We start from the raw sequence: 14,028 nt of genomic DNA, 5'->3' as shown, positions 1-14,028 counted from the left end.
TCAGACTGCGCCCTTGAACCCGTGCTGACGCCACGCCTCGTACGTCACGAGGGCGGCAGCGTTGGAGAGGTTGAGGGACCGGCGTCCGGGAAGCATCGGGATACGCAGGCGCTCGGTGACGTGTTCGTCCGCCAGTACTTCTTCGGACAGTCCGGTGGGTTCGGGCCCGAACAGCAGGACGTCGCCGGGTTGGTAGGCGATGTCGGCATACGACGTGGTCGCGTGCGCGGTGAAGGCGAACACGCGAGCGGGGGTGACGGCTTCCCACGCCGCAGCAAGGTTCTCGTGGACCGTGACAGTAGCCAGATCGTGGTAATCCAAGCCTGCGCGCTTGAGCTTCGGCTCCGACAGGTCGAACCCGAGAGGGCCGACCAGGTGCAGTTCGCAACCGGTGCCCGCGACCATGCGGATCGCGTTTCCGGTGTTGGGTGGGATGCGGGGCTCGTGGAACATCACTCGGAACACTCGAGGAACTGTACCGGGCGGCCCAGCGGCGCCCGCGTCCGTAAGAAGGGCAGTCGAAGAGTGTGGGCGAATTGGTAACAAACCGGCCAGTCCGTGCGAACCTATTTCCGGCACTCTTCGCAGAACGGACATTTTGATGAACCCTCCCGCCGGTTGGAACCCCGACCCCTTCGACCCCACGATCGACCGTTACTGGGACGGTCAGCAGTGGACCGCGCAGACACGGCCCAAGGGCGTCGACGCACCCACTCAGGCTTTCGGCACTCCCACGCAGGTCTTCGGTGCACCCGGATCGGCAGTGCCGGACGCAAACGCCGAGGAAGGCAAGACGCGGCGTAAGTGGCCGTGGATCGCCGGCGCAGCAGTCGTGGGGCTGGTTGCCATCGCCGCGGCAACGGGAGCGGGCAAGTCGGAAGAATCGACGACACCCGCCGCGACCTCTTCGACGACAGTTGCTGCGACGACAACCAAGAGCACTGTCCCGTCGACGACGAAGACCACGACTTCGTCCCTCGTGCCGACGACGACAACGATCGTGCCGCCGACGACGACAACCGTGGCGATCGTGCCGCTGGTTCCGCAGGTCCCGGAGACCACGACTACGCCGTACGTTCCGCCCGCCCCGGCGTACACGCCGCCGAAGACAACGGAACCCGCCTACGTTCCTCCGCCGGCCAAGGTGCCTGATGCAGGGGTGTATTACGCCAACTGTGCAGCGGTACGAGCGGCCGGTGCGGCCCCGATCTACCGCGGCGATCCCGGTTATTCATCCAAGCTCGATGGCGACGATGACGGCGTGGCCTGCGAGCGCTAGGCGGTCGAACCGGTGTCGGCGCGGCGGGGCAGTATGGACGTCATGCTCCCCGAAGAATCCGACGACGTCGTCGGCGAAGACTATTCAGACGCTCGGCTGGCCGGGCAGAAGTGGCGTCAGCGCACTTTTACCAACTGCAATTTCCGAGACGCCGACCTCACCGGACTCACGACGGAGTCGGTGGTGTTCACGGACTGTGATTTCACCGGTACCGATCTGGGGGAGTCCGTGCACACGGGAACAGCGTTCCGCTCGTGCAATTTTGCTCGGACCAGCCTGTGGCACAGCACGTTCCGAAACTGCAGTCTGCTCGGTTCGACGTTCGACGGTTGCCGTATCCGGCCGTTGACGCTCGACGAAGTCGACTTCTCGTTGACCTCACTGGGCGGGGCGGACTTGAGGAAGATCGACTTCACCTCGTGCCGCTTCCGTGAAGCGAACCTGGTTCGGGCCGACATGCGGGGCGCGGTTCTGGCGTCGGCGGATCTGTCCGGTGCTCGCACGGGTGGACTCAAACTCGAAGGTGCAGACCTGCGCGGTGCGCGGATCGACCCGAGTCTGTGGACGTCCGCGTCTGTCGGAAACGCGCAGATCGAGTTGATGCAGGCCGTGGCTTATGCGTCGGCGCACGGTCTTGTCGTCGACATGAAGTAGTAGCGCCTAGCTCTGCACGCGCTCCTCGAGGTGCACGGTCACCAGTTCGCCCGCCTCCTTGCCGATGGCTTTGCGGAGATCGGCTTTGACCGGCAGCTTGTGGTTGCCGTCTCCCAAGGCCATGAACGAACTCTGGAACGGATGTCCGTCGATCGTCCCGCGAACCTTGACCAGGCCGCGGGTGCCGAAGAACTCGGCGGACTCCGGCCAGATGACGTAGGTCCACCCACCCTTGGCGTCACTCTTCTGCAAGGTGGCCGTGAATTCCTTGTCCAGCAACATGATGTCTGTCCTCTCGGGCCGGGGCCTGTCGATCAGCGGATGAATTCCCGTGCGAGCAGATCCATCAGCAGGCCGTCCTTCCACTTACCGTGGCGATCTCGCGAGTACTCGCGCATCACCCCGACGTCCTTGAAGCCCACTGATCGGTAGCAAGCGATGGCGACGGAGTTGTCGACTTCCGGGTCGATGACAAGACGGTGAAATGCGAGGTCGTCGATCAGATGGGCACACAGCACCCGTATCGATTCGCGGCCGAACCCTTTGCTGTGAAAGTCGGGATCGAGGAACAAGTCGAGACCAGCGTGGCGGAAGTCGGGGTTGTCTTCCGCTTCGTACCACTGGATGAAGCCGATCAAGTGGTCGTCGTAGAAGATGCTGTAGCGCGTGGTGCCGGCCTCCGGCGCCGCAGGCCAGTCGTCGTCGGGATTCTGCCACCACTGCACGACGTCCGGGTGCAGGTGAATTGCCCGCAGACGAGCGTGATGGTCGGGCGCGACGGGGGAGAGGAGCACCCTCGGGCCGCGTAGTTCCGGAGCCGTTGTCACTCATCGACCCTAACCTGGAACAATGGTCGCCGTGACTGCAACGATCCTCGACGGCAAAGCTACCCGCGACGAAATCTTCGAAGACCTGAAGGTGCGGGTGAGCGCTCTGAAGGCAGAGGGCATCACACCCGGCTTGGGCACCATCCTGGTGGGCGACGACCCCGGATCCGCGGCTTACGTGCGCGGCAAGCACAACGACTGCGCCAAGGTCGGTATCAATTCCTTGCGACGTGACCTGCCTGCCGACATCACGCAGGAACAGCTCAACGCGACGATCGACGAACTCAATGCCAATCCCGAGTGCACCGGCTACATCGTGCAGTTGCCGCTCCCCAAGCACCTCGACGAGAACGCGGCCCTCGAGCGTATCGACCCCGACAAGGATGCCGACGGCTTGCATCCGGTCAACCTCGGTCGACTGGTGTTGGGCAAGGAAGCCCCGCTGCCGTGCACCCCACGTGGAATCCTCCATCTTCTGCGTCGCTACGAGGTCCCGATTGCCGGTGCACACGTGGTGGTTGTCGGACGCGGCGTCACGGTCGGTCGTCCGATCGGATTGCTGCTGACGCGTCGTAGCGAGAACGCGACGGTCACGCTCTGCCACACCGGTACCCGCGATCTCGCAGCCGAGGTTCGCCGCGCCGACATCATCGTCGCCGCCGCCGGCGTTCCCGGCCTCATCACCGCGGACATGGTCAAGCCCGGAGCAGCGGTCCTCGACGTCGGCGTCAGCCGCACCGACGACGGCCTGCGCGGTGACGTCGCAGCCGACGTCAACGAGGTCGCCGGATTCGTCTCACCCAACCCCGGTGGTGTCGGACCGCTGACCCGCGCGTTCCTGATCACCAACGTGGTCGAGCGCGCCGAGCGGGTTCTGGCCGGAGCCTGAGTCCGATGTCCTCACTGGTCGGCCTCGCGAAGAAGAATCTGCCCATGCTCGCGGTCCTCGCCGTGATCGCGGCAGCCGTTGTTCTCGTGCTGGCCGACCGGTGGCGTCGCGGCGCCCTCGTATTCGGTGTTGCCGTCATCATCGGTGCTGCTGCTCGGTGGTTCGTTCCCGAGAATCGTGTGGGGCTGCTCGCGGTGCGTGGAAGGGTCTTCGACACCGCGGCGATGGGCGTCATGGGTGTGTTGATCGCGACGCTCGCCCTGACCATCGATCCGCTCGGCACCGACTGAGAAGATCAGTCCCCGTAAAACGAGCGAATGTCGATATCACTCAGAGGGATCCACTCCGGCGGATGTGTGGATGTCGACTTCTTTCCAGCCTTGACCGGTGCACTTCGCAGCGTCACCGCGAGTGCAGGTTCCTCGTCGATTCGCCCGGCCAGGGCGTAGATCGCGGCGAGATGGTGAACGCACGGCGAGCGTCGACCTGAGCAGTCGCAGTTGGCTGTGCACTCCGAAAGATCAACGGCGACTGCGATATTTCGAGCCTGCAGGTCGGTGACGATGCTGTCCGGCAGCTCGCCGGTCGAGACGGATCTGTTGGCCTTTCCAGCCGAGCGGAGAAGGTTCTTCACTGCAGCGATCTCGGATTTGGTCCAGAGCGGGACACCGATCGTCACCGACGAAGTTTTTGCTTTGGTGCTCACCTCGGCTACGACGGTCCCCGACGAGACGACAGTGAACTCCACGGAACCGTTGCGTGCCAGGGTACGAGCTGTCGGCAGGGACGGGTTCGGACCGGACGCCGCTGTCCGCTCCACCGTCCGCAGCCACGCTCGACCCCAAGCGGTGACGCCGAATTCGTTGGCCATCAGATGATCACCGCGCCGTCCAGTTCGAGAAGTTCACGCAGTTCGGTGTCGGGAAGATCGGCCAACGCGGCCTCGGCGTTCCCGGAAACAGCATCGGCCACAGCTCGTTTGGACTCGTGCATCGCTGCGATGTGGTCCTCCACGGTTCCGCCGGTCACCAAGGTGTGGACGTTGACGGTGCGCTTCTGGCCGATGCGGTGTGCCCGGTCGGTTGCCTGATCTTCGACGGCCGGATTCCACCACCGGTCGTAATGCACGACGTGACTCGCACGCGTGAGGTTGAGGCCGAAGCCGGCGGCTCGCAGGCTCAGAATCAGAACCGGCGGGGAATCCGCGTCGTTCTGGAAGGCGTCGACCATCCCGTCTCGCTTGTCGGTGTTCAGGCCGCCATGGAGGAAGGGGATTGCGCCGATTCCCAACTCGGATCCCAGATGCCGCGAGAGCATCTCGCCCATCGTCCGGTACTGCGTGAATATCAGCGCGCGATCGCCGTCATCGACGATCTCGGCGATCATTTCCGTTGCGCGGTCGAGCTTTCCGGATCTTCCGTAGAGATCGTCAGTATCGCCGGTGACCTGCGCCGGGTGATTGCATACCTGCTTGAGGGTGGTCAGAAGCGCAAGGATGTTGCCGCGCCGGGCAATTCCCGTACCCAATCCGGTGTCGAAGGCATCTGCTACAGCAGACCGATAGATGTGCGCTTGTTCCGACGTCAGAGTGCACGAGACGGTGGAGAATTGCTTGGGCGGAAGATCCTTGGCCACTGTGTCTTTGGTTCTGCGCAGAATGAAAGGATCGATGACCGCAGCAAGCCTGGTCGCCGCGGTGGCGGATCGACCGGATTCGATCGGTACGGCAAACCGTTGGCGAAAACGTGCGCGAGTTCCGAGGACTTCGGGATTGGCGACGCGAAAGAGCGACCACAATTCTTCGAGGCGGTTCTCCACCGGCGTGCCGGTCATTGCTACCTTGACGTCGGCCGACAACTGCATTGCGGCCTTCGCTGCCAGGGAAGAGGGGTTCTTGATCTGCTGTGCCTCGTCGAAGACCACTGAACTCCAATGGAACGGGGCCAATTGGTCTGCGTCGGAACGCAAGACGCTGTAGCTGGTCAGCACCGTGGTGCCGGCAGGAACACGAGTGGGAAGTGCGCGAGCGGTCCCGTGATGAACGTGCAGTGGCAGATGCGGAGCGAATCGCTCAATCTCGCGGCGCCAGTTTCCTATCACCGAGGTGGGACACACAACCAGGTGCGGACCGTCGTCGGCGCGGATCGCGATCATCGAAATCGCTTGCAGTGTCTTGCCCAAACCCATCTCGTCGGCGAGGATTCCACCGCCCGAACCCGACAGTGCAGTCAGCCAGGCAACTCCGTGCACTTGATACGGGCGCAATGTCGCCTGAATCTTTGCTCGGCGAAGACTCTCGATTGCCACGCGCGCTTGCGTGAACAATTGCACCGTGGACCGGGCGCTTCTGATTTTTGTGTCGTCGCCGTCGATCGCGGCATGCGCTGCGGTCGGAATGTCATGTGCGCCGGTGTCGACGACGCGCTTCCATGCGAGCAACGACGGTCCGAGGTCGTCGCGACGTGCATCGAGGGTGTGCAGGGCGTCGATCGCGGTGGCGAGGTCGAGCAGTTGCGCTTCGACGTCGGTTGCTGCGATCGACTCGTCGACCGGGATCGCGAGGCGGCAGATGCCCGGCGACCCGGTCGGCATCCCCAGCTCCGCCAGTCGCGCTTCCGGGTCTGCATCACCCCAGAACGCGAACGACATGTGCTCGGGAATGTACGTAGCCTGCAGGCGCGTCGAGCATGGCTGATTCACGTTCGCCGATGCTAGCCGCGCCAGCTCGGGTACGCCAATGAAAATGTCGGGAAAACCTGCAGATCAGCTGTGGTTTTCCCGACATTGACGGATCCTGAAAATGTGGCTCTGTGCCGGATCAGCGGGCCGTGCGTGCGAACTCCATCGTTCGGCGCAGCAGTCCGGCGACAGCGTCCGCCTCCGTCAGGAAGCCGTCGTGGCCGTCCTTGGACTTGAGGATCTCGAGGCCGGAGCACGTGGAAATGCCGTCGGCGATCTCCTCCTGCAAACGAAGGGGATACAGCCGATCCGAGTCCACGCCGCCCACGACGACCGGCGCTGTGATCGATGCCAACGCCGCCGCAACGCCGCCGCGTCCACGACCGATGTCGTGCCGGTTCATGGCCTCGGTCAGGAGGACGTACGTGCTCGGGTCGAAGCGGTCGACGAGCTTGTCTGCCTGATGTTCCAGGTAACTCTGTACGGCGTATCGTCCACCGTTCCAAGGGTTTTCGTCGTTCTGAGCGGAGTTCTCGAAGCGCGCGTCCAGTTCGGACTCGGTGCGGTACGTCAGGTGTGCGATGCGACGGGCGATGCCGAGTCCGGCGCGAGGTACCCGCCCCGTTCCGTGGTAGTCACCGCCCTGCCAGTCCGGGTCGGACACGATGGCAGCGATCTGCGTCGTCTGGGTGCCGATCTGATCCGCAGTGGCCCGTGAACCGGTTGCGAGCACCAACGCGGAGCGAATGCTGTCCGGGTAGGTTACTGCCCATTCGAGCGTGCGCATGCCGCCCATGGATCCGCCGACTACCGAGGCCAACTGGTCGATCCCGAGAAGATCGACGAGCTTCTTCTCCGCTGCGATCTGATCCCGGATGGAGATCTCCGGGAACCTGCTGCCCCACGGCTTGCCGTCGTCGGCCAGCGAACTGGGACCGGTCGTGCCGCGACAACCACCGAGGACATTGGTTGCGATGACGCACCATTCGCCCGTGTCGATCGGTTCGCCGGCGCCGACCATTCCGTTCCACCAGCCGGGGGAGGGCTGATTTGCGGAGATCGGTCCGGTGACGTGTGAGTCTCCGGTCAGTGCGTGCTCGACGAGTACGACGTTGTCGCGGTTCGGGGACAGCTCACCCCACCGCTGAACGGCGAGCGAAACCGATGGGAGTACCGCGCCGCTCTCGAGTTCCAAGGCACCGATGTCGACGAACCCCACCTGGCCGTCGGGCGGGGGGAGGAGGTCGATCCTGGGCTCCAATTCGTTCACGGTCACGAGTTTGCCACCGCAGCCAGGCCGACGGTGAGATCGGCGAGGATGTCGTCGATTCCTTCGATGCCGACCGCGAGGCGGACGAGCCCGGGTGTGACACCGGAGGCTAGCTGCTCTTCGGGGGTGAGCTGCGAATGCGTCGTCGAGGCGGGGTGGATGACGAGTGAGCGAACGTCACCGATGTTGGCGACGTGGCTGTGCAGCGTCAGGGCGTTGACGAACGTCTTGCCCGCATCGATACCGCCGGGCAGTTCGAAGGTGACGATGGCGCCGGTTCCCTTGGGCGTCAGCTGCTTTCCGCGCTCGAACCATGGTGAGGAGGGGAGTCCCGCGTAGGAAACGGAGGCCACCTCGCCGTGGCCGTCGAGGAATTCGGCGACCTTCTGTGCATTGGACACGTGACGCTCGATGCGCAGGCTCAAGGTTTCGATGCCCTGCGCGATGAGGAACGCGTTGAAGGGCGCCACGGCGGAGCCGAGATCGCGCAGCAGTTGGACGCGCGCCTTGAGTGCAAATGCCGGCGCGCCGAGGTCTGCGAAGGTGACGCCGTGGTAGCTGGGATCAGGCGTCGTGAAGTTCGTGTGGCGACCCTGCGTCCAGTCGAAGGTGCCACCGTCGACGATGACGCCGGCGATCGCTGTGCCGTGTCCGCCAAGGTATTTGGTGGCGGAGTGAACGACTATGTCGGCGCCGTGCTCGAGTGGGCGGAGCAGGTACGGCGTCGCAACGGTGTTGTCCACGATCAACGGGAGACCGTTCTCGTGGGCCAACGACGAGATTCCTGGGAGATCGAGGATGTGGTTCTTGGGATTGGCGATCGTCTCGCCGTAGAAGGCCTTCGTGTTCGGGCGAATGGCGTCGCGCCACTGCTCGAGATCGTCGGGATCCTCGACGAACGTGACTTCGATGCCCAGCTTGCGAAGCGTGTAATGCAGGAGGTTGTACGTGCCGCCGTACAGGTACGGGCTGGAGACGATGTGGTCGCCGGCCTCGGCAATGTTGAGGATCGCGATGGTCTCGGCAGCCTGACCCGAGGACAGCAGGAGTGCGGCGACTCCGCCTTCGAGGGCGGCGATGCGCTGCTCGACGGCGTCCTGTGTGGGATTCATGATCCGCGTGTAGATGTTGCCCGGCTCGGCGAGGCCGAACAGTGCCGCAGCGTGATCGGTGCTGTCGAAGACGTAGCTGGTGGTCTGGTAGATCGGCAGAGCGCGCGCATTGGTGGCGGTGTCCGCTGTTTGCCCGGCGTGCACCTGCTTTGTCTCGAACGACCAGTTGGCGGTCGGATCAGAAGTTGCTGCGGCGTCGGCTGTGTTGTCGGTCATGATTTGTTCACTCCAGTGGTCTGACGGATAGATGTCGGACGGGGGCGAAGGATCGCCGCCCCGTGCTGGGGTCTATCTACAAGTGCGACACATACTGAGTTACCTCCGTGGGGCTCGGCCCGGTCTGGGGTCCGTCCCTGTCGGACCCGCGCTTGTCACCCGAATTGCGGTGGAACTGCGTGAGCAGATCCACGTCGGGAAACCTGGTCATCACCCGGGGCACCCCACCGCGGTTGGAGGGTTGCCGTCCAGCGAGCCGGGGCTTGACGCTGGCACTCATGACCAAGTCGGATTCTACCGGGAAGTGAGCGCAGTCCTGACACGGGGCGAAATGTGAGCCGCGACCGCACGCGAGACAGAGCGACGCAGCCCACTAGCAGGCAAAAGTTACTCGCGAGTAGAGACCGGTGGGTGGACCTGCCGGTTGCAGCCTCACGGGTTAGCAGTACGCTTGTCTTGTTTGGGACTCATCTCCCGAGATCAGTCCACACCGTCTAGGTTTGATAATCGAACCGTTCGCGGACCCACTCACAAAGTGTGACCGCAACCGTGTAACCAGGGAAACTTCCTAGGAGGACGCGAAGCACCCATGTCCAAAATCAAGGTTGAGGGCACCGTCGTCGAACTCGACGGCGATGAGATGACGCGCATTATCTGGCAGTTCATCAAAGACAAGTTGATCCATCCGTATCTCGATGTGAACCTCGAGTACTACGACCTCGGTATCGAGTACCGCGACGAGACCGACGACCAGGTCACCATCGACGCAGCGCACGCGATCCAGAAGCACGGCGTCGGCGTCAAATGCGCCACGATCACGCCGGACGAGGCACGTGTCGAGGAATTCGGTCTCAAGAAGATGTGGCGTTCCCCGAACGGAACGATCCGCAACATTCTCGGCGGCACGATCTTCCGCGCACCGATCATCATCTCCAACGTTCCGCGACTCGTTCCGGGCTGGACCAAGCCGATCATCATCGGCCGTCACGCATTCGGCGACCAGTACCGCGCCACAGACTTCAAGGTCCCCGGCCCCGGCAAGGTGATGATCACCTACACGCCTGAGGACGGCAGCGCACCGATCGAGCACGAACTGGTCAACTTCCCCGAAGAGGGCGGCGTCGTCCAGGGGCAGTACAACTTCACCACGTCCATCCGTGACTTCGCTCGCGCGTCGCTCACCTACGGACTGCAGCAGAACTACCCGGTGTACCTGTCCACCAAGAACACCATTCTCAAGGCGTACGACGGTGCCTTCAAGGACATCTTCCAGCACGTCTACGAGACCGAGTTCAAGGCTGAGTTCGATGCCGCAGGTCTGACCTACGAGCACCGCCTCATCGACGACATGGTCGCTTCCGCACTCAAGTGGGAGGGCGGCTACGTCTGGGCATGCAAGAACTACGACGGCGACGTCCAGTCCGACACCGTGGCCCAGGGCTTCGGCTCGCTCGGCCTCATGACGTCGGTTCTGCTGACACCGGACGGAAAGACCTGTGAGGCAGAGGCTGCTCACGGCACCGTGACGCGTCACTACCGTCAGCACCAGCAGGGCAAGCCCACCTCGACCAACCCGATCGCGTCCATCTTCGCGTGGACCCGCGGGCTCGAGCATCGTGGCAAGCTCGACAGCACCCCTGAGGTCATCGGCTTCGCGCAGGCGCTCGAAGACGTTGTCATCAAGACCGTCGAAAGCGGCCAGATGACCAAGGACCTCTCGATGCTGGTCGGCGGCGATCAGGGCTACCTGACCACCGAGGAGTTCCTCGGCGCACTCGACGTGAACCTGCAGAAGGCCATGGCCGCGAAGTAGATTCACCGCTTCACCTTTCAGATGGGACGTCCGGGAAACCGGGCGTCCCATTTGTGTTCGTGGTCTCACGTGAGTGAACTCACCCGCTCTCACTTGGAAGTTCAACCCGATGTGAGACCACAATTGATCAGTGACTTCGTCTACCCTCTCCCGTTCTGACACCTCGACTCCCGGGGTTCGTTCCACCAGAGGTCCGGCGATGCTCGCTCTCGCCCTCGGCGGTTTCGGTATCGGCACCACCGAGTTCGTCGCCATGGGATTGCTCCCGGAAATGGCATCCGGGCTCGGCGTCTCGGAACCCGTCGCGGGCCACGTGATCTCCGCATACGCGCTCGGCGTTGTCGTCGGCGCTCCGCTGATCGCCGCACTCACCGCACGAGTACCGCGCCGCACGCTGTTGATCGCACTCATGGTCGCTTTCACCGTCGGCAATGCCGCTTCGGTTTTCGCGCCCTCCTACACGACGCTGATGATGGCTCGCTTCGTCGCCGGATTGCCGCACGGCGCCTACTTCGGAGTCGCCGCACTGGTCGCAGCTCACCTGGCCGAACCAGGAAAACGCGCGAAGGCCGTGGCCATGGTGATGATGGGCCTTTCCGTGGCCAACGTGATCGGGGTGCCGGTCGCGGCCTGGATCGGCCAGGCACTCGGCTGGCGCAGCGCCTTCGCCTTGGTCGCCGTAATCGGGGTGGCAACGGTTGCTTCGCTGTTCGTCTGGATACCGCGTTTGGACGGTATGCCGGTGACGAATCCGATCACCGAACTCGGAGCGCTGGGCCGCGTTCAGGTGTGGATGACCTTGATCGTGGGCATGGTCGGATTCGGCGGCATGTTTGCCGTTTACACCTACATCAGTACGACTCTCACCGACGTGTCCGGGCTCGGCGCTTCGTTCATTCCCCTCGCACTCATGCTGTACGGACTGGGCATGGTGGCCGGCAACTTCGTCGGCGGATACCTCGCGGATCGCGCACTGATGAAGGGTTTGTTCCTGTCGATGGGATCCCTCGTGGTGATCCTCGCGGTCTTCGTAATCGCCGTGCGCAATCCGTACACTGCGCTTGTCTTCGTCTTCCTCATCGGGCTCGCCGGGTCCTCGATGGTTCCCGGCCTGCAGACACGGCTGATGGATGTCGCCGAGGACGCTCAGACCTTGGCTGCGTCTCTCAATCACGCCGCGCTGAACATCGCCAATGCCTTCGGAGCGTGGATCGGCGGCGTCGTCATCGCGGCCGGTTACGGGTACACCGCGCCGGCGGCAGTTGGGTCGTTGCTGGCCGTCGCAGGTCTCGTCGTGCTGGCGGTTGCGGTGATTCTGCAGCGTAGGGCCGTGCGCTGACCTGGGAGCCCATCCGCGTCGGTGGAATCGGCTACGGTGCTTGCCGTGCCACAAACTGCTGACTCCCACATTCTTGCGCCCCACACCATCACGTCCGTGAACGTCAACGGCGTTCGAGCAGCGGCCCGCAAGGGCATGCTCGACTGGCTGGAGAAGACGTCGGCGGATTTCATCTGCCTTCAGGAAACGCGTGCGTCGGACGATCAGCTTCGCGAGACTCTCGAACCAGCGCTCGGCAACGGATGGTTCCTGGTCTCCGCCGAGCCGTCTGCGAAGGGACGAAACGGAGTCGCGGTGCTCTCACGTACCGAGCCTGACGCGGTGCGGATCGGCCACGGGGACGACGAGTTTCTCGACGCCGGTCGATACATCGAAGCCGACTTCGCGGATCTGACCGTCGCGAGCCTGTACCTGCCGTCCGGTGAGGCGCTCACGCCGAAGCAGGAGGAGAAGGAGCGGTTCATGGCGTCCTTCGCAGTTCACCTCGCTACCACCGCTGCGGCGGCCGAGGCTGCCGATCGTCACGTGGTGGTCAGTGGCGATTGGAACATCGCGCACACCGAACTCGACCTCAAGAACTGGAAGACCAACAAGAAGTCTTCGGGATTCCTTCCCGAGGAGCGCGCCTGGATGGATCTGCTGTTCGCCGAAGATTCCGCGTGGGTCGATGTCTTCCGCACCCTCCATCCGGGTGTCGACGGTCCGTACTCGTGGTGGTCGTACCGCGGCAAGGCCTTCGACAACGATTCGGGTTGGCGTATCGACTACCAGGTTGCCACCCGCGGATACGCCGAGCGGGCCAAGGTCGCGGTCGTCGAACGCGCTGAGTCCTACGACCTCCGATGGTCGGATCACGCACCTGTCACCGTCTCGTACCGGTAGGGACACGCATGCCTGAAGGTCTGAAAATGCCGAGCGCAAAGACGCGCAACGCCATCATCACGGTTGTCGTGGCGGTCGTGGCACTCGTGCTGGCGGTCACCCTGTCTTCGCGGGACTCCGACAGTTCGGCATCTTCGGCGTCATCGTCGTCGGTTACGAAGTCCGCGAGTGTCCAGCCTTCGAGTGCTCGAGCCAAACCCGGTGCAACTACCAAGGCTGCGCCGTCGAGTTCCGAGCCGTCGAGTTCCGCTGCAAAGACAACGCAGCAGGCAAGCACTGATGCGCCGGCGCGGGTTCTCGCCACGCTGGTGGAGATCGACGCCGGGCGGTGGCCGGATTCCGCCAATGCGCCGGGCACGAAGGGCGGCATCACCTTCCGCAACAGCGAAGGGCGTCTACCCGCGGTCGGTGCCGGTGGCGGACGTGTCGTCTACCAGGAATGGGACGTCAACGCGAAGAAGAACGGCCAAGGTCGCGATGCCGAGCGGATCGTCACCGGCAACGACGGTTCGGCGTGGTACACCCTCGATCACTACGACACGTTTGTGAGGATTCGCTGATGTCCGACTCGTCCACGGTCAGCGTGGTGCAGTGGCTGGATCCGTCTTCGGATGTGGCTTCGGTGGCGCTGCAGGGCGACCCGGCCGTTGCGGATGATCTTGCACGGGAACTCCGTGGCGAGAATTTTGTCGTTCGGGTGGTTCGCGGAGAGAACATGCGAACAACGGCGCAGCTCTTCGACGAGTTCGCGGCGGCCTTCCAGTTTCCGTCCCACTTCGGGCGCAACAAAGACGCTTTCGACGATGTCATGCGCGATCTCGACGACGTACTCGGACTCGGCGCCGGATATGTAGTTGTGGTCCGCGGTGCGGGTTCTCTACTGTCCGAGCAACAGGATCAGTTGGAGTGGTTCCGCGAAACGATGGACTTCTACGCCGAAGAATGGGAACCCGTCGTTTTCCGGACCGTCTACCAATTCGGCGCGGACGACCTCACCGCCCGCGGTGACGACCTCGTCGAACTCACCTACCCGGGCACCACGCCACTGCACTGATTTCCACTCGTGAA

The 14,028-nt window shown here is 63.5% G+C and carries 16 protein-coding genes and 1 riboswitch; of the genes, 9 read left to right on the top strand and 7 right to left on the bottom strand.

Features of this window, described 5'->3' with window-relative positions; translation table 11 throughout:
- Positions 1-465 carry a tRNA (cytidine(34)-2'-O)-methyltransferase gene (locus DBV08_RS03250; protein ID WP_124566490.1) on the bottom strand — a complete coding sequence of 155 codons (465 nt, stop codon included), beginning with the start codon at positions 463-465 and terminating at the stop codon, positions 1-3.
- A gap of 136 nt (positions 466-601) precedes the next feature.
- Here DBV08_RS03250 and DBV08_RS03245 point away from each other — a divergent pair, with 136 nt between their 5' ends.
- Positions 602-1,279, top strand: a complete 678-nt coding sequence (locus DBV08_RS03245) for an excalibur calcium-binding domain-containing protein (protein ID WP_124566489.1) — start codon at positions 602-604, stop codon at positions 1,277-1,279.
- 33 nt (positions 1,280-1,312) lie between these two features.
- Positions 1,313-1,933, top strand: coding sequence for a pentapeptide repeat-containing protein (locus DBV08_RS03240; protein WP_095968982.1), 621 nt, complete (start codon positions 1,313-1,315; stop codon positions 1,931-1,933).
- A gap of 6 nt (positions 1,934-1,939) precedes the next feature.
- Here the strand turns inward: DBV08_RS03240 and DBV08_RS03235 are convergent, their stop codons facing one another.
- Entirely contained in the window at positions 1,940-2,215 is a 276-nt protein-coding gene (locus DBV08_RS03235; protein ID WP_124566488.1) for a DUF1905 domain-containing protein, read from the bottom strand.
- A gap of 32 nt (positions 2,216-2,247) precedes the next feature.
- Positions 2,248-2,760 carry a GNAT family N-acetyltransferase gene (locus tag DBV08_RS03230; RefSeq protein ID WP_260395268.1) on the bottom strand — a complete coding sequence of 171 codons (513 nt, stop codon included), beginning with the start codon at positions 2,758-2,760 and terminating at the stop codon, positions 2,248-2,250.
- 31 nt (positions 2,761-2,791) lie between these two features.
- On the opposite strand from DBV08_RS03230, the gene DBV08_RS03225 reads away from it, so the two are divergent.
- Together DBV08_RS03225 and DBV08_RS03220 are read left to right on the top strand one after the other, a co-directional pair.
- The gene (locus DBV08_RS03225; protein ID WP_185564411.1) at positions 2,792-3,649 is read left to right on the top strand and encodes a bifunctional methylenetetrahydrofolate dehydrogenase/methenyltetrahydrofolate cyclohydrolase; all 858 of its coding nucleotides are present in this window, start codon (positions 2,792-2,794) and stop codon (positions 3,647-3,649) included.
- 5 nt (positions 3,650-3,654) lie between these two features.
- Entirely contained in the window at positions 3,655-3,939 is a 285-nt protein-coding gene (locus DBV08_RS03220) for a DUF3017 domain-containing protein (RefSeq protein WP_003940740.1), read from the top strand.
- Between the two features lie 5 nt (positions 3,940-3,944).
- Here the strand turns inward: DBV08_RS03220 and DBV08_RS03215 are convergent, their stop codons facing one another.
- The 4 genes from DBV08_RS03215 to DBV08_RS03200 all read right to left on the bottom strand — a co-directional run bounded on the left by DBV08_RS03215 (position 3,945) and on the right by DBV08_RS03200 (position 8,926).
- A complete protein-coding gene (locus tag DBV08_RS03215) occupies positions 3,945-4,520 on the bottom strand; it encodes a hypothetical protein (RefSeq protein WP_124566486.1) in 576 nt (191 codons plus the stop codon).
- Positions 4,520-6,349, bottom strand: a complete 1,830-nt coding sequence (locus DBV08_RS03210; protein ID WP_260395267.1) for a DEAD/DEAH box helicase — start codon at positions 6,347-6,349, stop codon at positions 4,520-4,522. The genes DBV08_RS03215 and DBV08_RS03210 overlap by 1 nt, the downstream gene beginning before the upstream one ends.
- Before the next feature lie 118 nt (positions 6,350-6,467).
- Positions 6,468-7,604 carry a homoserine O-acetyltransferase gene (locus tag DBV08_RS03205; RefSeq protein ID WP_124566485.1) on the bottom strand — a complete coding sequence of 379 codons (1,137 nt, stop codon included), beginning with the start codon at positions 7,602-7,604 and terminating at the stop codon, positions 6,468-6,470.
- Positions 7,601-8,926 (bottom strand): bifunctional o-acetylhomoserine/o-acetylserine sulfhydrylase, encoded by a 1,326-nt coding sequence (locus DBV08_RS03200; protein ID WP_124566484.1) that lies wholly within the window; start codon positions 8,924-8,926, stop codon positions 7,601-7,603. The genes DBV08_RS03205 and DBV08_RS03200 overlap by 4 nt, the downstream gene beginning before the upstream one ends.
- Positions 8,927-9,069: 143 nt before the next feature.
- Positions 9,070-9,210: riboswitch (SAM riboswitch) on the bottom strand.
- A 305-nt stretch (positions 9,211-9,515) separates the two neighbouring features.
- On the opposite strand from DBV08_RS03200, the gene DBV08_RS03195 reads away from it, so the two are divergent.
- From DBV08_RS03195 to DBV08_RS03175, 5 genes are all read left to right on the top strand, one after another.
- Positions 9,516-10,739, top strand: a complete 1,224-nt coding sequence (locus DBV08_RS03195) for an NADP-dependent isocitrate dehydrogenase (protein ID WP_003940772.1) — start codon at positions 9,516-9,518, stop codon at positions 10,737-10,739.
- A 130-nt stretch (positions 10,740-10,869) separates the two neighbouring features.
- Entirely contained in the window at positions 10,870-12,078 is a 1,209-nt protein-coding gene (locus DBV08_RS03190; RefSeq protein WP_387412481.1) for an MFS transporter, read from the top strand.
- Between the two features lie 36 nt (positions 12,079-12,114).
- Entirely contained in the window at positions 12,115-12,960 is an 846-nt protein-coding gene (locus DBV08_RS03185; RefSeq protein ID WP_124566589.1) for an exodeoxyribonuclease III, read from the top strand.
- A 26-nt stretch (positions 12,961-12,986) separates the two neighbouring features.
- Positions 12,987-13,520 (top strand): ribonuclease domain-containing protein, encoded by a 534-nt coding sequence (locus tag DBV08_RS03180; protein WP_095969267.1) that lies wholly within the window; start codon positions 12,987-12,989, stop codon positions 13,518-13,520.
- Positions 13,520-14,014, top strand: coding sequence for a barstar family protein (locus DBV08_RS03175; protein ID WP_124566483.1), 495 nt, complete (start codon positions 13,520-13,522; stop codon positions 14,012-14,014). Before DBV08_RS03180 ends, DBV08_RS03175 begins: the two co-directional genes overlap by 1 nt.
- The last annotated feature ends 14 nt before the right edge of the window (positions 14,015-14,028 follow it).

Source organism: Rhodococcus sp. KBW08, from assembly GCF_003852455.1.
In the GTDB taxonomy this organism is placed as follows: Bacteria; Actinomycetota; Actinomycetes; order Mycobacteriales; family Mycobacteriaceae; genus Rhodococcus_F; species Rhodococcus_F baikonurensis.
This window is presented reverse-complemented; position numbering and strand designations above follow the sequence as displayed.